The organism is uncultured Methanobrevibacter sp. (assembly GCF_905235195.1).
GTDB lineage: Archaea > Methanobacteriota > Methanobacteria > Methanobacteriales > Methanobacteriaceae > Methanarmilla.
The window spans coordinates 1-17,214 of the sequence record NZ_CAJOKH010000017.1; the positions used below are offsets into that span (position 1 = coordinate 1).

General features: G+C 26.4%; 18 protein-coding genes, 3 tRNA genes, 1 other RNA gene and 1 pseudogene. 13 read left to right on the plus strand and 10 right to left on the minus strand.

Annotated features, from left to right (window positions below; all coding sequences use genetic code 11):
- Nucleotides 1-341 precede the first annotated feature (341 nt).
- Both QZ146_RS02630 and QZ146_RS02635 read left to right on the plus strand, forming a co-directional pair.
- On the plus strand, nt 342-602 hold the full coding sequence (locus tag QZ146_RS02630) for a hypothetical protein (RefSeq protein ID WP_295722094.1): 261 nt from the start codon (nt 342-344) through the stop codon (nt 600-602).
- The gene (locus QZ146_RS02635; protein ID WP_295722095.1) at nt 599-1,381 is read left to right on the plus strand and encodes an integrase; all 783 of its coding nucleotides are present in this window, start codon (nt 599-601) and stop codon (nt 1,379-1,381) included. The genes QZ146_RS02630 and QZ146_RS02635 overlap by 4 nt, the downstream gene beginning before the upstream one ends.
- Nucleotides 1,382-2,010: 629 nt before the next feature.
- Here the strand turns inward: QZ146_RS02635 and rnpB are convergent.
- The 4 genes from rnpB to QZ146_RS02655 form a co-directional block, all read right to left on the minus strand.
- An RNA gene (gene rnpB, locus QZ146_RS02640) (RNase P RNA component) lies at nt 2,011-2,292 on the minus strand.
- A gap of 134 nt (nt 2,293-2,426) precedes the next feature.
- Nucleotides 2,427-2,501: transfer RNA gene (locus tag QZ146_RS02645), tRNA-Met, on the minus strand.
- A gap of 329 nt (nt 2,502-2,830) precedes the next feature.
- Nucleotides 2,831-3,295 carry a hypothetical protein gene (locus tag QZ146_RS02650; RefSeq protein WP_295722096.1) on the minus strand — a complete coding sequence of 155 codons (465 nt, stop codon included), beginning with the start codon at nt 3,293-3,295 and terminating at the stop codon, nt 2,831-2,833.
- A gap of 14 nt (nt 3,296-3,309) precedes the next feature.
- Nucleotides 3,310-3,711, minus strand: coding sequence for a hypothetical protein (locus QZ146_RS02655; protein ID WP_295722097.1), 402 nt, complete (start codon nt 3,709-3,711; stop codon nt 3,310-3,312).
- 306 nt (nt 3,712-4,017) lie between these two features.
- Here QZ146_RS02655 and map point away from each other — a divergent pair, with 306 nt between their 5' ends.
- A complete protein-coding gene (gene map, locus QZ146_RS02660) occupies nt 4,018-4,953 on the plus strand; it encodes a type II methionyl aminopeptidase (protein ID WP_295722098.1) in 936 nt (311 codons plus the stop codon).
- Between the two features lie 146 nt (nt 4,954-5,099).
- Here map and QZ146_RS02665 read toward each other — a convergent pair whose 3' ends face one another.
- The 5 genes and pseudogenes from QZ146_RS02665 to frhA all read right to left on the minus strand — a co-directional run bounded on the left by QZ146_RS02665 (nt 5,100) and on the right by frhA (nt 9,417).
- Nucleotides 5,100-5,582, minus strand: a complete 483-nt coding sequence (locus tag QZ146_RS02665; RefSeq protein WP_295722099.1) for a hypothetical protein — start codon at nt 5,580-5,582, stop codon at nt 5,100-5,102.
- A gap of 428 nt (nt 5,583-6,010) precedes the next feature.
- A complete protein-coding gene (gene frhB, locus QZ146_RS02670; protein ID WP_295722100.1) occupies nt 6,011-6,889 on the minus strand; it encodes a coenzyme F420 hydrogenase subunit beta in 879 nt (292 codons plus the stop codon).
- A gap of 11 nt (nt 6,890-6,900) precedes the next feature.
- Nucleotides 6,901-7,709, minus strand: a pseudogene (gene frhG, locus QZ146_RS02675) (coenzyme F420 hydrogenase subunit gamma).
- Nucleotides 7,710-8,189: a coenzyme F420-reducing hydrogenase, FrhD protein gene (gene frhD / locus QZ146_RS02680; RefSeq protein WP_295722101.1), complete on the minus strand. Its 480-nt coding sequence runs from the start codon at nt 8,187-8,189 to the stop codon at nt 7,710-7,712.
- A 10-nt stretch (nt 8,190-8,199) separates the two neighbouring features.
- The gene (frhA, locus tag QZ146_RS02685) at nt 8,200-9,417 is read right to left on the minus strand and encodes a coenzyme F420 hydrogenase subunit alpha (protein WP_295722102.1); all 1,218 of its coding nucleotides are present in this window, start codon (nt 9,415-9,417) and stop codon (nt 8,200-8,202) included.
- A gap of 616 nt (nt 9,418-10,033) precedes the next feature.
- On the opposite strand from frhA, the gene QZ146_RS02690 reads away from it, so the two are divergent.
- From QZ146_RS02690 to QZ146_RS02735, 10 genes are all read left to right on the plus strand, one after another.
- Nucleotides 10,034-10,510: an endoglucanase gene (locus QZ146_RS02690; protein WP_295722103.1), complete on the plus strand. Its 477-nt coding sequence runs from the start codon at nt 10,034-10,036 to the stop codon at nt 10,508-10,510.
- A 192-nt stretch (nt 10,511-10,702) separates the two neighbouring features.
- Nucleotides 10,703-10,776: transfer RNA gene (locus tag QZ146_RS02695), tRNA-Arg, on the plus strand.
- A 73-nt stretch (nt 10,777-10,849) separates the two neighbouring features.
- A tRNA-Arg gene (locus QZ146_RS02700) sits at nt 10,850-10,923 on the plus strand.
- A gap of 204 nt (nt 10,924-11,127) precedes the next feature.
- The gene (locus tag QZ146_RS02705; RefSeq protein ID WP_365316399.1) at nt 11,128-11,475 is read left to right on the plus strand and encodes a metalloregulator ArsR/SmtB family transcription factor; all 348 of its coding nucleotides are present in this window, start codon (nt 11,128-11,130) and stop codon (nt 11,473-11,475) included.
- 302 nt (nt 11,476-11,777) lie between these two features.
- Nucleotides 11,778-12,056 carry a 50S ribosomal protein L44e gene (locus tag QZ146_RS02710; protein WP_295722105.1) on the plus strand — a complete coding sequence of 93 codons (279 nt, stop codon included), beginning with the start codon at nt 11,778-11,780 and terminating at the stop codon, nt 12,054-12,056.
- A 9-nt stretch (nt 12,057-12,065) separates the two neighbouring features.
- A complete protein-coding gene (locus QZ146_RS02715) occupies nt 12,066-12,245 on the plus strand; it encodes a 30S ribosomal protein S27e (RefSeq protein WP_295722106.1) in 180 nt (59 codons plus the stop codon).
- Between the two features lie 103 nt (nt 12,246-12,348).
- On the plus strand, nt 12,349-13,146 hold the full coding sequence (locus tag QZ146_RS02720) for a translation initiation factor IF-2 subunit alpha (protein ID WP_295722108.1): 798 nt from the start codon (nt 12,349-12,351) through the stop codon (nt 13,144-13,146).
- Nucleotides 13,147-13,502: 356 nt separating this feature from the next.
- Nucleotides 13,503-13,688 carry an RNA-protein complex protein Nop10 gene (locus tag QZ146_RS02725; protein WP_295722109.1) on the plus strand — a complete coding sequence of 62 codons (186 nt, stop codon included), beginning with the start codon at nt 13,503-13,505 and terminating at the stop codon, nt 13,686-13,688.
- A complete protein-coding gene (locus QZ146_RS02730; protein WP_295722110.1) occupies nt 13,675-14,448 on the plus strand; it encodes a proteasome assembly chaperone family protein in 774 nt (257 codons plus the stop codon). The genes QZ146_RS02725 and QZ146_RS02730 overlap by 14 nt, the downstream gene beginning before the upstream one ends.
- Before the next feature lie 309 nt (nt 14,449-14,757).
- The gene (locus QZ146_RS02735; RefSeq protein ID WP_295722111.1) at nt 14,758-15,960 is read left to right on the plus strand and encodes a TIGR00375 family protein; all 1,203 of its coding nucleotides are present in this window, start codon (nt 14,758-14,760) and stop codon (nt 15,958-15,960) included.
- 199 nt (nt 15,961-16,159) lie between these two features.
- Here the strand turns inward: QZ146_RS02735 and QZ146_RS02740 are convergent, their stop codons facing one another.
- Nucleotides 16,160-17,167: a hypothetical protein gene (locus QZ146_RS02740; protein WP_295722112.1), complete on the minus strand. Its 1,008-nt coding sequence runs from the start codon at nt 17,165-17,167 to the stop codon at nt 16,160-16,162.
- Nucleotides 17,168-17,214 lie beyond the last annotated feature (47 nt).

A 17,214-nucleotide genomic window follows, 5' to 3' on the forward strand; every position in this document is an offset into this window, starting at 1 on the left:
ACAAAAAAAATATTTAAAACTTTAGAATAAAAGAAAGTTGAAAATATATCAATAATTAATTTATTTTCTTCTACTTTTATTCCATCCTATTTTTTTATAGCTTAAATAAGAATAAAAAAATGTTTAAAATTATTGAAAAAAGGGTGTTCGTCAAAATATATTTTTTAATAATACCTTTTATATTTTAAAATAAAGGATTTATTGAGATTTTAGAAAGAAGTTTTAGACATTAAAGGGACCCTTAAATTTTTTTTTAAAACTATCTTCTGTTTTTAAAATATTTTCTATTATATATGTACTTTTTTAAATATCATTATTTGTTATAAAATAATATTATAATTATGATGAATGATGAATTATTTATCCGATTTTGTAATGAGAGACATATCCGTCCAAGTACTCGTGAGGGATATGTGTCTGCTCTTAAATGTTATTGTAATTTTTGTGGTAATGATTTAGTTAGTCTCTTGTCGGAGGCCAAAGATGATGAATTGAATAAGATTAATTTTAATAATCGTCGAGTTAAAGAAAGATTAATATCATTTCGTCGTTTTCTCTTTGAAAGTGGTAAGTCCAGAGTATTATTAGGACTTACTATGTGAAGGTAAGAACTTTTTATGTACATTTTGGTGTTGAATTGCCGGTTTTACCAGAAATTCGAAATAAGGATAAGTACGAAGTTAGTTATTTTGATTTACCTAATCGTGAAGATATTCGCAAGGCAATTTCCATATCTGATTTAGATTTGCAAGCCATCATATTATTTATGGCAAGTAGTGGTACTGCAAAGGCAGAAGCTTTGAGTTTAACTGTTAAAGATTTTATTAATGCTTGTAGGGATTATTACAGTTATGATAGTGAGGACTTGTCCTTTATTTTAGATTCCTTATCCAAGCGTGATGATGTAGTTCCTACTTTTTATATTAAATGTATTAAAACTGATAAGTTTTATTATACTTTTTGTACTCCCGAGGCCTATAGTGTTATTGTTAATTATCTAAGTCTTAGACCTAATCTAAGTTTGGAAGATAAACTTTTTGATTTTACTCATTCAAGGTTGTTAAGTTCCTTTCAGAATATTAATGATAGTTTAGGTTGGGGTTTTAAGTGCAAATATAGGTTTTTTAGAACCCATACTCTCCGTAAGTTTCATGCTTCTAATATCGGTTTATTTGCTGAGTATGTTGATGCTCTTCAGGGGCGTAGTAAAAATAGTATTCATGATACCTATATTAAGACTAAACCCGATAGGTTAAAAGAGATGTATATTTCGGTTATGGATAATGTTATAATTAATAGAAAGAATTTTGAAAATGTTAATCAAGAATTTAACATTACCATTAATGTTTTCTTATCTGGTAAAGAATATAATATTATGTGAATTTTAATTTAAAGACAAGAGTATTTATTTTAATTTTTAAATTTTTAGTTTATTTTATCTTTATTTTTATTTTTTTTATTTTATTTTTTTATTAATTAGATTCTTTTAATTAGAAGCATTATTATTAAATTTGAGTTTAATATTTCCTTATTATTTATATTATTCTTTTAATTAAGCCATTATTTTTTTAATTTAGTTTATTATTTTGTTATCATTTATATTATTCTTAAATTAATCCAAAATTTAATTTAAGTTAAAGTTTATTTTTGTATAACTCAGTCTTTTTAATTAAAATCATTATTTTTTTTAATTTATTTTTATAAAATCCTCTTATGAAATAGTCAAAAATTTTAAAAAATATATTTTGATTATTATTAAAATATCTACGAATAACTAATAATCAACATAATTATGAAGATATTAATTAAATTTAATATATACTCATTTTAATCTATTTTTTTATAGAAAACTTATATTAAATGAATCATTTTTTTAAGTAAAATATAGTTTTTTGATTTGGAAAAATGTAGTAAATAAAATTTTTTAGTATTATTCAAAAATTAATTGAAAAACATGGAAAAAATAATTGGAATATAAAAAAATGACTATTAAAAAATAATATAGTTATAGCCTGCTAAGAGTAACCCACCTTCTGTTTAACAGTATTCGTCTACGCAAATTACCCTGCCTCATACAGTATTTCATCAGCATGTTTATTCTTGCATCCTATAGAATGGCCGTTTCACCGATCCTTATAATGTCACTCAGTTAAACATCATAGTCATCCATTAAAAGACGTGTCGTTTCTGCTCCAGAGTCATACTTCTCAGCATATGCTTTTAAAACATTATAGTTCTGTAATGATGGATGGAGTTTCCTTAGTCTGTAACCAGCAACTGTCTTTAGCTTGCTATAACTAATAGTATTATATTATTACTATGTAATAAAATTGATTGATTGTAAAATAAGAAATAATATATTTTTAAAATATATTTAAGATTTCTTAATATAGATAAAAACAGATGAAATAAGATAAAAATAATAGTAGCAGGGCCTAGATTTGAACTAGGGCTCTCGGGGTTATGAGCCCCGCGGGATCACCAGACTACCCCACCCTGCTATAAGATAAAATAAGTATAATATCTAAAATGATACAATATAATTTTAATTTTGATAGTATATAAAGGTTTTGTAAAAACCATTTTTATAAAAAAAAGAGTTAATCTAAAATGAATTTAGTAAAAAGTAATTATAATGATTTAATCTAAAAAAAATAATTCTTAAAAAGTAATAATAAAAATTTAATCTATAAAAAATTAATGAATTAAAAAACAATACAATAATTAATTAAAAAAAGTAAATAAAAATTAAAATAAGAAAAATTAAAAATAAATAATTTAAATAAATTTTAATAAAAAATTTAAAAAATAAATTATTTATTAAAGCTAATTAGTTTTTTTTATCATCTTCAATAGCTTGAATCCTTTCATCTAATGAATCTAATCTTTCATTAGTATAATCTGAAAATTCATCAACTCTTTTTTCAAGATCTTCAATAGATCGATTAGTAGAAACCCATTTTTTTTCTAAAGCACTTAAATCATTTTTAGTTGCAAGAGACCACTCTTCAATAAGTTGATCACTTTTTTCATCTAAAAATGCATCTATTTTTTTAGAAAAGGCATCTGTACTAAATGAAGACACATCATATTCATTGATTTTGCCTTTAACTTTTGATGCGAAATTTTCGCCAGATCCCCCATCAAAACCAAAATTAACAGATTTTGGTAAAGTATTAGGGACATTTAAATTGAATCCCTTGAAATCTCCTGAATTAGATAAAATGAAGTAATAAACTAAACATAATATAGCGACGATTAAAATAAAAATCGCGATTACTCCTAAAAAATCCATCTAAATTACCTCCTTTATTTTTTAGAAATTTTTTTCTCTTTTTCTTCAATTTCTTTAAGCATTTTTTCTAATTTTTTCTGTTCAGTTTGAGCTTCGAGACGAGCTAATCTTTCATTAATTTCAGTATGTTTATAACCTATATCATTCATTAAATCTGATGTAGATTGTCTAATTTGTGAAAGATTCTCTTGTTGTTCTTGGGGAAGCGGTATAGGATTTTCCATTAATCTTTTAGATTCCAAATCCTTTTCAACCATAGCCATTTTTTTAAGTTCAATCTCTTTTTCAATTAATGTTATTTCGTTTTTAGATTGTGAAGATTTTCTCCATTGAGTCATAACAACAATAATTAAAATCGCAAAGATTAAAACTAAAATCAGAATAAACAACTGATTTGGTATCATCAAACTTTCCATAATATTCCTCCACGATATTGTAGATATAAATATATTATCTATTTAAAAGTATATAAAAATTTTGAAAAATATATAATAAAAATAATATTACTTAAGTAAAAATATTTTAAGATAAACTCTTAAAAACAAAATTAAATTTTAAAAAATTTTCAACTTTATAAAGTATAATTATAAATAATTATTATAATATATTATCTAAATTATATATTAATATAACTATAATTTAATAAAATTCATAAATTAAAATTTCAAAGATTTTTTAAAATATAATTAAAAAAAACTTTAAAAAATTAAGGTTAAGGTAAAATGTTAGAAGTAGATGAATTAGATTCATATATTAAAGCAGGGAAAATAGCTTCCGATGTAAGAAATAGAGCTGTGAAACTTATTAAAAATGGAACTGCAATAATTGATTTAGTTGAATTTGTTGAAGGAGAAATTCTTAAAAGTGGTGCAGGAATTTCATTTCCATGTAATGTAAGTATTAATGAAATAACTGCACATTATACTTCCCCACTAGGTGATGAAAATAAAATAGTAACTGGAGATTTAGTAAAACTAGATTTAGGTGCAGAGGTAAACGGATATATTTCAGATACAGCAATTACTGTAATGGCACCAGGTGATAATTTAGAGGAATTATATGATGAAGAAACATTAGAACTAAATCAAAATATTATTGATGCATCAGCAGATGCACTTGAAGCTGCAATTAGTACTGTTAGAGCAGGAGTTGAAATTGGTCAAATCGGTAAAGCAGTTGAAGATGCTATTCATGCTCACAAACTTAATCCTATAACTAACCTTACAGGCCATAGCTTACAACATTGGAATCTACATGCAGGAATTTCCATACCTAATTATGATAATGGAAGTAATGTAAAATTAGAAGAAGGTCAAGTAGTTGCTATAGAACCATTTGCAACTAAAGGTATTGGAATTGTAGAGGATATTCCAGGATCATATATATTTTCATTTATGAAAAATAAACCATTTAGAATGAAACATGACGAGAAGGTATTAAAGTATATTAAGGAAAATCACCAATACCTTCCATTTTCATCAAGATGGTTAACAAAAAACTTTAATGAAAATAGGTTAAATGCATCTATTAGAAACCTTTCAAGAGCAATGGCAATATACCCCTACCATCCATTAAAAGAAAAAACTAATTCATGGGTTTCACAAAAAGAGCATACAATTATTGTAGAAGAGGATGGTTGTACTGTTACAACACTATAAACAAAATTTTGAATTTTTATAATTTTAGATTATAATAAATAATAAGCTTATATTTTAATAATTTTAGATAACACAAAATAATAAGTTTAGATTATAAATAATCTATTTAATAAAGTTATATAAACTCATTATGTGAATTCTATACTTTATTTATGTTTTTCATCAACTTCATCAAAATTATAGTAACCATCACAATAAATTACTAAATTATCATTATATTTATCACAGAATCTATTAATTTTTTTAACCAAATTAGATATACTTTTTCTATTATGGCCGCTAATGTTTGACATTTCACTATAATTTAATTTATGAAAATTAAACATTATGAAAATGATATCAGAGAGAAATAATTTATTATTATGAAAAAGTGTACTTGAAAAATCATTGAAATATTTATTACACTCTTGACACTGATATTTTTGAATTTTTATAAAATCCTTTTCATTAAATTTTTCTGTGACTTTACCTTTTTTTAATATTTTGTAAGATTTACAGAAAGGACAATAAACACCATCTGCCCATCTAATAGATCTATAAAAATTCATAATAGTTGTGAAATCTAAATATTTAATTGATTTATCTTGTAAAAGGGAAAGATTAATATAATCTTCTTGTTCTCTACTCATAAAAATCATCTATAAACTTAAAGGCATGAAATATCTTAAAATCAAAATTAAAAACATAAAGAAGTATTAAGATATTTATAGACATATACATTAATTATATTAAAGTGATTATAAGAAATTAATTGATTAATAAAAATATAAACAAAATAATAGATATTAGTTTAAAAAAATCAATATATTCTACAAATAAAATAAATTATAAATATTAAACAAATATTTATTGAAAACATAATTATTTAAAATAAGAATGTTTTATTCTTACAATATTGAATTTAATCAACATCACATATAAAGTTTTAATAAAAAAAGCTTAAAATCATCTTATTTCGGATAAAAACGAATTGTTTTTATTTATACGAACAGGAATAAACAAAATAAAAATAAGTATAAAAAATAAGAAAAATAAAGAAAAAAATAAAAAAAGAAGATTAGTATTCGTAGTATTTATCAAATGGTACAGGAAGTCCCATTTTCATTCTACTTTGAGCTTCTTTTTTACTTTTATCTTTTTTACCTTTAGCTAATTTACTAAGTAAACCTAAACCAGGTTTGACGGAGTCGTCAAATTCTTTAGTTTCAATAACGCCAGCATCAACTGCTGCTTTAAAGATATCTGCCCCATCATCAGTTCTGTTAAAGACTGTAGACCATCCGTCAGGAGCACCTACAGATCCAGTGGATACATCTGCTAATTCTGCAACATAATCAGGACAAATGTTACATCCAGCTTGTTCATATCCATGTGTTTCTTTTAAACCAATGGTGTTTTCCTTATCACCAGTGTAAGCAAAGAATTTACCTTTACCAATATCCATTTTAGTTACATTTTCAATACTTATTCCCATTTTTTCTTGAGTGAAAGTTTCAAGGGAAGCAAATGGGAAGTTTTCCATACAGAAAATACCAATTAATAATTTGAGTTTGTCTGCAACAAATCTGGTTGAAAATGGATATGTTTGCATTTTTCTAATACCCATCATTTGACAAGGAGTACCGACAGTACCTACTTTTTCAAGACCATATTGTCTTACAGCTTCTTTTAAAGCCCAAACGTTAGGAGAATGAGTATATTTAGTTCCAGCTGCAGCAATAAGTTCATCAGTAGATGTAGCAACAACAGGTTTAGGAGTCCAAGGTTTATCTGAAGGTCCTGCAACAACAGCTCCTTCAATAATACCTTCATCTAATGCATAGGAAAATAATGCAGTTACAATTCCACCATCTTGTGCTACTTCTTGAATTTTACTATCAGTAGCTCTAGCACAAACTACATTTTTATAATTACCGAATTCTTGACCAAATTCCATTTTAAATCCTCCTATAAATTAAACTCTTTTTTAATCCTTTCATATGGGAACCAAGCTCTAGGACAATGTTGGTAACAGGAACCACATTTAATACATCTGTCTTTATTACATTCTGGTCTACCTTGTATCATAGTCATTGCTCTAGTAGGACATGCTAAAGCACAAGTTCCACAACCAGTACATAATGATTTGTTAGCTATGTTAGTTTTAATATCACAACCACAAGCTAAATTACAAGATGCAATGTCTATAGCAGGTTGTAAATATTCCATATCGTTATTTATTAAAGCTACTACAGCTTTAGCAATAATTTCAGGAGAAGCAGGACAACCAGGAATTGCTCTACTTTAACTAAATCGCTTACAGGTACGAAAGATTCGTGTTTAGGTTGTGCTTGTTGACCACCATGAGCATATCTGGTGAAACAACCAGTCATAGCACAAGAACCGAAAGCAGCAATTAAAGTAGAGTGTTTTCTAGCTTCTTGAACTTCATGTAAACTGTGTTCATCTTGTAAACATACTGAACCTTCAATAAGACATAAGTCCATATCAGGCATTTCTTCAGCATAAGTACCGTGAATCCATTTATCTACTAATGTTTGACCATAAACAATATCTACCATGTCAGTAAGTAAAGTTGATAAAATATCATAGTTTTCAGTTAAGGACATAGCATCACCAGTACATCCACTTAAGTGTATGTATCCGATTTTAGGTTTATCAGTAGGTTTTAAAGAAACTTCACCCTCTTCATATTTTACTTCAGCTTTAATTGGTTTAGTTTTTTCTTTTCCCATCAATTTATCTAAAAATGACATTTAAATAACCCCAATTTCTTTTAAAATCATATCAATGGCTTTAGGAATAGCATTTTCAACAGGTTCAGTTAAACCCATTTCAATATCTGGTGCAGAAATTTCTTTTGGTTGGCAACCTACAATAACAACTTCAATACCTTCATTTGCTAAATCCTGTAAAGGTTCTTCTACAGCCCAATTGTGAGCATTTTCATACTTACCTTTAGGCATTTCAAATGGTGAAAAATATCTTAAAGTACCTGGCTCGGCACCAAACTCTACAACATCAACAATTACTAATTTTTTCCATTTATCACTAGGTAATGAAAAGATATAATATGTTGCACTAGTACCAGCATCAATAATATCCAATTCTTCTGGAAGTTCTTTATCGTTAAAATATCCTTCTTTAAGTTCTTTAATGACTAAAGGACCAAATCCATCGTCTTTAAATAGTAGATTTCCACAGCCAACAACTAAAGTTTCTACATCATATGCCATATTTATTCCTCTATAAGTTCACCATTTCATCTTTAAGGACGCTCCTGTCTTCATCGTCAACTACCATTACGTGGGTAGCACATGATAAACAAGGGTCATAAGCTCTGATAACGTGAGGACCATATTCATGATGGAATCCTTCAGTTGCAGGTCCCATAGTTGGGATGTTCCAAGTAGTTGGTACTAAACAACTGTAGTATTGTACTCTACCATCTTTAATTTGAGCCATATGGACATCAGTTCCTCTAGGTGCTTCAATAACACCTAAACCTAATTTATTAGTACCTCTAGGATCATAGTCAGCCATTACTGGAGCTGATGTATCTAATTGATCTATTAATTCTACCAATTTAGCAACATCTAATTTCATTGCTTCAGCTCTAGCAACATGTTGTTGAACTACACCTTTACCTTTAAATCCGTGGTACATTTCTAATCTAGCTCTAGGTCCTGTTTCGATAGGTTTACCTTCCCATAAAGGAATAGTAGAACAAGCTCTTTTACCAATTTCAGGATCATCATACCATTGTTCAGGCATGATTTCAGAGAATTTATCGAAATCAAAGTAATCCCTATTACCATAGAATGCACCAGATGAGAATGGTTTTGCATCGACGACACCTAAATCTTCAGGTAATCCTTTTTCAGCAACTAAACCAGTGATCAATTCAGTGTGTTCATCAATAATAGGCCCTAATTCCTTAACGATATTAGTTATTTTATCTTTAGCGATTGGAGAAATATTTTTTGCCATTCCTCCCACTCTTATATCTGAAGGGTGAATACCTTCACCAGCAAGAGTGTCTACAATGAATTGGACTTTTTTCCTGATATTAGATACACTATCTACAGCAGTAGCAAATAACTTTTCTGGTACGAAATCAGGTGCAACTAAAAAGTGATGAATTGCAGCACTGTCAAGACAATGTGCAGCTAAAGTCATCTCTCTCATAATTTTAGCAGCTTTTGGTATTTCGATGTCTAAAGAATCATCCACTGCTTCAACAGAAGCTAAAGTATGAGGTATAGGACATACACCACAAATCCTTTGACATAAAACAGGAGGAGTTTCCGGTGCTTTGCCTACAACCATCTTTTCTAAGCCTCTAACAGGAGTAATACTAAAGTATCTACCTTTTGTAACTATCCCTTCATCATCTACTTCCATGACAAGTTCTGCATGACCTTCTTGCCTAGTAGTAGGGGATATAACTATTTTATCACTCAAATGTGTCACCTCTTTATATTAAAAAAATAGAAACTAACGATGGTTTATATTTTATTATAATTAATATATATATGATTATCTTTAAATAAAAAAGAAAACTTTATATATTAAAAGAAAATCATTATCAAAATTTTAAAAAAAATTAAAAGACAAATACTGAAACCTTAAAAAACCCTCAAAATTTTAAGAGTTTTAAAAAATAAAAAAGGTATATAAAATTAAACTAAGATAAAGAACACTTGTCTATTTAAAAAAATAATTTAATTTATTCTTGTTAAAAAAATAATTATTTAAATTTTATAAAATGAAAAATAAAAAATTAGAATAATGAAACTTATTTTATATTTTCCATTTATAATTAGAATTCATCTGAATAAAAATGATAAACTAGTATTGAAGATTAAAAGGGTTTTAAAAAATGATTGTTAAAATATTCAAATTTAAAAAAAATATTAAAAATTGGAAAATATAATCATAATATTTATAAATGTAGAAAATCATAATAATAATTATTATTTAAAAATGTTATAGTATTTAACATAATATTTAAAAATGTTTAAACAATTAAGTAGAAATACATTTTTAAATAATTTGATAAATATTGCGAGGTGAGAAAATGGAAAAATCCAATATTATTATCTCAGTAATTATAGTTCTTTGTATTGCTGCAGGTGTTACAGCATACGGAGTAACTAGTGAAAACAATGGAATTTTTAAAACACTCCAAGGAATTGGATCTGATAGTTCTAATGATGGTTCAGGTACTGGAAATGTAAGTGTAAATACCAGTGACTCTAGTAGTAGTGGTGATGAAGGCACAGAAGGTACTTCAGATGGAGGCTATAGTGAAGATTCTGGAAGTGGCGAATCAGATAGTGGAGGCAGTAGTGATAGTGGTGATGGTGGTGATGGTGGTGATGGTGGTGGCAGTGAAGCAGACCCTACTGTTGCAACATATACTGTAACTACTCAAAACGCTGATGGAGGATACACCATAACCTATTATAATGCATATGATCAAAGCATTGGTTTCATCAGATATGATGCTGATGGAAATCAGATTGAAGGCGGTGGAGGAGCTCCAGGTGGTTAAAAATAAAAAATTTAATTAAATCAGTTATTCTGATTTAATTAAATTAACTTTAACTATTTTTAATTTATATTTAAAAAGATAACTTTTTTATTATTAAATAAAATTATCTCTAAAATCTACTAATTTTATTAAAGAATTGAAATAATAGATATGTTTATATAGTAAAATAAACTTATACCTTATTATGATAATGGGCCAGTAGCCTAGTAGGATAGGGCGTCGGACTTCTAATCCGAAGATCCCGGGTTCAAATCCCGGCTGGTCCGTTAAAATACTTATTTTTTAAATATGATTTATTTTACAATATTGTTTTGACATATGATAAAATATTTAAATATTGGGCTTGTAGCCTAGCTGGATAGGGCGTTAGACTCCTAATCTAAAGACCGTGGGTTCAAATCCCACCAAGCCCGCTTATATAAACCTTCTTTTTTTAAAGAAATCTGTTAAACTAAAATATTAACAGATAATTAATTAGAATATTAATATTTCATAGAAATATAATAAAAATCTCAATGATTTGATTAAATTAAATTTAAAACTATATTCAAAAAATAAGATAAAATAAACTAATTAAAAATTAGAAAAATATAATTAATTTCAAAATAAATAAACACATTATGGTATATGATATATGTGAAATTAAAAGTTTAAGAGAAGATCTTATAAATAAGGTCTCTAAAAATATGAAAGATAAAGAAAGTTATGAAAATACTGCTAATCTATTTAAGTTACTTGGAGATTATAATAGAATTAGAATAATCAATGCTCTAAAAATTAGTGAAATGTGTGTCTGTGAATTATCAATACTTTTAGATATGAGTCAATCTAATATTTCACATCAACTTAGAATATTAAGAGATCATAATATTGTTATAAATAGAAAAGAAAATAAAAAAGTCTTTTATTCTTTAAATAATAGAAAAATTTTAAATTTAATTGAAGAATGTGAAGAATTAGTATAAAATATATTGAAATTTTTTAAATAAAATTTTAAAAAAAATAAAAGATTAATAAATATGAAATTTTTAGATAAGTTTAAATACTTTCTTATTTTAATATATATTAATGTATCTATGTTATATTAAAATTCTTAATTTAACTATTTTTTAAAAAATTAATTTTAATTTATTTAATTTAACAATATTTTTATAATTATCATGCTCGAGGGATACCTAAACAGTTCTTGTCAAGTTTGATTATTATATAATAGATACTATTAGCTAAAGAAACTAATCTTAGCTAATACTATATTAAAGGTGATTAAATGAAAATACCAAAAGAAAAAAGGACTTACTGTCCATTTTGTAAAACTCATACTATACATGAAGTCCGTACTGCTAAAAAAAGAAAAGCTAGTGAATTAAAATGGGGTCAAAGACAGTTCAGACGTGTAACTGCAGGGTACAGAGGTTACCCAAGACCATTACCAAGTGGTAGTAAACCAGTTAAAAAATTAGATTTAAGATACAAATGTAAAGAATGTGGAAAATCACATATTAGAAAAGCTTTCAGAACTGGTAAACCTGAATTTGTAAGTCAATAGGTGTTAATTATGTCTAGCAAAGGTAGAGGAAATTTTTTAAAAGTAAAATGTTTAGACTGTGGTAATGAGCAAATAGTTTTTGATCGTGCAGCTTCTGATGTAAAATGTATCATCTGTGGTAAAACTATTGTAAAATCTCGTGGATCTAAAGCTAAAATCATGGCTCATATTGATGAAGTTTTAAACTAAATAAATTAATTTTTTTAATTTTTATTACTCTAATTTTTTTTATTTTTAATTTCTAATAAAAATTAAAAACCTAAATATTATATTTATATATGAAGGTGTTTTAATGGTAAGAAAACAAAATAATTGGCCTGATGAAGGTGAACTCATTGTTGCAACCGTTTATAAAGTTCTCCCTTATGGTTGTTTTGCTAAACTAGAAGAATATTATGGAAAAGAAGCTTTTATCCACATTAGTGAAGTATCCTCTGGTTGGGTTAAAAATATCCGTGATCATGTAAGAGAAAACCAAAAAATTGTTGCTCGCTGTATTAGAGTTAATCCTAAAAAAGGTCATGTTGACGGATCCTTAAAAAGAATTAGGGAAGATCAAAGAACTAAAAAGATTCAACAATGGAAAATTGAACAAAAAGCTGAAAAATTTTTAGAATTATCTGCTAAAACATTAGACAAAGATTTAGATGCTGCTTATGACGAAGTAGGATATGAATTAATGGATATATTTGGAGATATTTATGGTGCATATGAAACTGCTGCAGATGAAGGAATTAAATCTTTAACTGATGAAGGTATTGATAAACAATGGGCAGAAGCTATAACCGAAGTTGCTGAGAAAAACATCACCCCTCCAGAAGTCCATATTAGTGGATATGTTGATATCCAAACTTATGATACTAATGGTGTAGATATTATTAAAGAAGCTTTAATAGCTGCTGAAGATAATGGTAACAGTAAAGATCATAGTGTAAAGGTACAATGTGTAGGTGCTCCTAGATATCGTATAACTGTTACTTCCCATGATTATATTTTAGCTGAAAAAGAACTTCAAAAAGCAGCAAAAAGAGCTATAAAAATAATTGAAGAATCTAATGGAAATGGTGAATTTTTACGTGAATTAGAATAGTTTAACTTTAAACTAATCTAATACTTTTTTTTAATTTTTTATTAAATAAATATTTAAAATACTTATTTTAACTAGTATTTGTTTTTTAAAAACTAAAATATTTTTATATATCTAATTTTAAATAAATATTAAACTAAAATATTGTCAAATGATTAAAAAAAGAAGATTAAAGATTAAATAAAAAATAAAATATAAAATAAACTTTAAAGAATAAATAAATTTTAATTTTAAAAATAAACAGTGAAAATAAAAAATTAAAAAACTAAAAATTATATATTTATAAGTTAAATTTGTAATATAAACTAAAATTTAAATTTGAAATTTCTTTGAATATTTCAATAATCTTAGTGATAAATATGAAAATGAAAATGCATAAATGTAAAAAATGCAATATTTATACTATTCAAGATAAATGCCCTAAATGTGGTGGAAACTTAAATGTAATCTATCCGCCTAAATATTCTATTGAAGATAAGTATGGCAAATATCGTAGAAAATTGAAAGAAGAATCCAAAATGGAGGTTAAACATGCAAAAAAATGAAATTAAAATTATAGAAGAAATATCATTAGATAACCCTATTTTTATAGAAGCACTTCCCGGTATTGGCCATGTAGGTAAACTAGCTGCTGACCATTTAATCGATGAGCTAAAAGCTGTTAAATTTGCTGAAATTTATTCTCCAAGTTTTCCTCCCCAAGTATTTATAGGAGAAGGAGGAATTATTGAAAATATGTATAATGAATTATACTATTTAAAATCTCAAGGAGAAGATGAAAGAGATTTTATTATTCTTGTAGGTAATACACAAAGTCTATCACCTGAAGGACAATATTCTTTATGTGGAGATATACTTGACTTTATAGAATCATTTGGAGTTAAAGAATTATTTACCCTAGGAGGACTTGCAACTGGCCAACCAGTAGAAGATACTAAAGTTTTTGGTGCTGCTACAGATACTGAGAAAATTAAAATATTAGAAGAAATTGGTGTTGAGATAAGATCTTCTGATGGAGGTATTGTTGGTGCAAGTGGATTATTTTTAGGATTAGGTCAACTTAGAGGAATGTCTGGTATATGCTTAATGGGTCAAACTCCAGGTTACTTTATTGATGCCCAAGCAGCAGAAGCAATACTCATTAAATTATCAAAATTACTAAAAATAGAAGTAAGTACTGACGAACTTGAAAAAAGGGCAGAAGAGACAAAATCTATGATTTCAAAAGCTCAACAAATGGAACAAGAGATGATATCTCACCAAATGACCCCGCAAGATGGTGATGACTTACGATATATTGGATAATATCCAATATATACTTTTTTTACTCATATAATAAATTGAATTTACAAATAATACTCCCTATATTAATAAATACCTAGAATTTTCAACTCATAATATATATTTTAAAACTTATTATTAATTATAGTAAATTTTACTTAACTATAATACTTGTTATAAGATTTTTAATAAAAATTTGGTAAAAAACTATAATCAATCAACTTATTTTAATCTAATTTATAGATAATAAGCATATTATAATTTTATAATAAAACAAATTATATCTGATTTTTATAAAAAATTTAATATATTAAAATTATCCAAGAAATAAATATGTTAGTAAATACTGATTTACATATTCACAGTTGCTTTTCAATGGCTACATCAAAAGATATGCTAATAAAAAATATTGCACCTAAAGCTAGAGAAAAAGGTTTGAGTTTAGTTGGAAGCGGTGATGGCTTTCATACAAAATGGTTAGATATAATTGAAAAATCAACAGAATATGTTGGAGATGGAATATATTCTACAGATAACTGTGATTTTATTCTGACAGTAGAAGTTGAAGGATATAAAAAAATACATCATTTATTAATACTTCCAAATATTGATGTAGCACGTGAAATTGGAGATAAAATTGTATATGGAAATAAAAATGGAAATGGAAGGCCAAAAACCAAATTAGAATCCTCCGAAATATTGGATATTGCTCATGAATATGATTGTTTAATTGGTCCTGCCCATGTATTTACTCCATGGACTGGAATGTATAAATCATATGCTAGTATTTATGACTGTTATGAAGGTAAAGTAGACTTTGTTGAATTAGGTCTATCTGCAGATACATTTATGGCAGATAGAATTAAAGAACTGAAAGATTTTCCATTTTTATCAAATTCAGATGCACATTCCCCATGGCCACATAGATTAGGTAGAGAATTTAATCAAATAGAGCTTGAAGATATTTCATATACAAGTCTTAAAAATTCAATAAAACATAAGAAAATTAAAGGAAATTATGGCCTATATCCTAATCTCGGCAAATATCATATGACCGGATGTAGCAAATGTTACAAAATAATAGATCCTGAAACTGCAAAAGAAAATAACATGAAATGTAAAGATTGTGGAGGAAAAATTAAAAAAGGTGTCGATTATAGAATAAATGAAATTAGTGATTTTAAAAGTCCTAAACATCCAAACTTTAGACCACCCTATACTCATTTAATGCCACTTGCTGAGATAATTTCAAAAATCTATTCTAAAGGAATTACAACTAAAACTGTTCAAAATAAATGGAAAAACCTAATAAGTAATTTTGAAAGTGAAATAGATGTTTTAATAAATAGCCCTCTAGAGAAAATAGAAAAAATAGACAATGAAATTAGTAGGGGAATAAAAGCATTTAGAATGGGCGAAGTTAAAATTACCTCAGGAGGAGGAGGAAAATACGGAGAAATAAGCTTTGATGAGTTAATTGAAAATAAAAATAATAAAAATGATAAAAAACTTATGACATTAGATAGTTTTAGATAAAAAATAAAAAACATTAAAAGTATAGGTAAAATTAAAAAAAAAGTTACATAGAGTAAATATAATTTAACTACCTAAAATTAATAAGAAATAAGTAATAATACTAAATTAATAATAAAAATAGCTAGACTAAACTTTAAAATAAATAAGTAATAATACTAAATTAATAATAAAAATAGCTAATAAAACCAAAATTAAAATATTAAATAAGATTATCTACAATACGGCCTTTTCTAGATTTAACAATAACATTAGCATTTGCTTTAGGTAAAACAACTAAATCCTGAGCTTTAAATGGACCATAAACTTTTTCATCAACACCAATGATTTGATTAAAATCTTTAAAAACTATCACTAATGTATTCTCTTCAAGATTTTTATTATTTGCCTTTGTATCTAGAAAGTCTTCTTCTTTTAAATCAACAAATTGCTCATCAACAGACTGAAGAATATTATTCAATTGATCATTTTTATTAGATTGTGATGAAACAATATTTCTTGAATTGATAGATTCATTTTTAGAACTTTGATTAGATTTAACTTTAGAATCCTGATTTTGACTCTGACTTTGAGTTTTAGATTCTTTATTATCAATTTGATTTTTTTTAAAAATTTCATTTTGATTATGGGAATTTTCCATATTTTTAATATTAGATTTTGACACTTGCCTTTCAATAGATTCTCTTTTCTCATCATCTAAAATTTGAGCATTAGAGATTTTATTAAGTCTATTAATTACCTGATCTTCATAATCATCTGCTATTTTATCCTCAGTTATTTCATCTCTTTTAGCAGACTGCAAATCTTCATCGTCTCTAATATCATGAGAAATATTATGCCGATAATTTTTAAAATTATCTATTAATATATAGTATAATTTTTCCTCCTCAGGTGTTAAATTTAAAGGAGTAGTGTCAACTAAATCAAATTCTGCTTTACCTTTAAATAAATGATAAGATTTGTGGATATTTCTAATTGCCGCATCAGCAATTTTGTGTTCACGTCTTTCACATATTTCAGTTGCAATTCTTTGAGTATCTTTTAAAAGATAATTCTCTTTTGAAAATGGATCCCTACCTGCATTTTCTCTTAAATCATGAAGATAAGAATAAACTTGATGATAGAAATTATTGTCTACCTTAGCAAGTGAACTAGGATTACCCCTTTCCTTTTTTTGAATCTTACGTAATTCTTGAAAAAATTCAACCACAATTAACAACTCACAAATCTAAAAACTAGATATTTATTAAACCAGAT

What these genes read in the sequence shown, in the direction of transcription:
- QZ146_RS02655 (WP_295722097.1), bottom strand. Translation starts at nt 3,711, where the DNA reads ATGGAAAGTTTGATGATACCAAATCAGTTGTTTATTCTGATTTTAGTT.
- QZ146_RS02720 (WP_295722108.1), top strand. Translation starts at nt 12,349, where the DNA reads ATGGTAAGAAAACAAAATAATTGGCCTGATGAAGGTGAACTCATTGTT.
- QZ146_RS02650 (WP_295722096.1), bottom strand. Translation starts at nt 3,295, where the DNA reads ATGGATTTTTTAGGAGTAATCGCGATTTTTATTTTAATCGTCGCTATA.
- map (WP_295722098.1), top strand. Translation starts at nt 4,018, where the DNA reads ATGTTAGAAGTAGATGAATTAGATTCATATATTAAAGCAGGGAAAATA.
- QZ146_RS02665 (WP_295722099.1), bottom strand. Translation starts at nt 5,582, where the DNA reads ATGAGTAGAGAACAAGAAGATTATATTAATCTTTCCCTTTTACAAGAT.
- QZ146_RS02690 (WP_295722103.1), top strand. Translation starts at nt 10,034, where the DNA reads ATGGAAAAATCCAATATTATTATCTCAGTAATTATAGTTCTTTGTATT.
- frhD (WP_295722101.1), bottom strand. Translation starts at nt 8,189, where the DNA reads ATGGCATATGATGTAGAAACTTTAGTTGTTGGCTGTGGAAATCTACTA.
- frhB (WP_295722100.1), bottom strand. Translation starts at nt 6,889, where the DNA reads ATGGAATTTGGTCAAGAATTCGGTAATTATAAAAATGTAGTTTGTGCT.
- QZ146_RS02715 (WP_295722106.1), top strand. Translation starts at nt 12,066, where the DNA reads ATGTCTAGCAAAGGTAGAGGAAATTTTTTAAAAGTAAAATGTTTAGAC.
- QZ146_RS02725 (WP_295722109.1), top strand. Translation starts at nt 13,503, where the DNA reads ATGAAAATGAAAATGCATAAATGTAAAAAATGCAATATTTATACTATT.
- QZ146_RS02630 (WP_295722094.1), top strand. Translation starts at nt 342, where the DNA reads ATGATGAATGATGAATTATTTATCCGATTTTGTAATGAGAGACATATC.
- QZ146_RS02735 (WP_295722111.1), top strand. Translation starts at nt 14,758, where the DNA reads ATGTTAGTAAATACTGATTTACATATTCACAGTTGCTTTTCAATGGCT.
- QZ146_RS02710 (WP_295722105.1), top strand. Translation starts at nt 11,778, where the DNA reads ATGAAAATACCAAAAGAAAAAAGGACTTACTGTCCATTTTGTAAAACT.
- QZ146_RS02730 (WP_295722110.1), top strand. Translation starts at nt 13,675, where the DNA reads ATGCAAAAAAATGAAATTAAAATTATAGAAGAAATATCATTAGATAAC.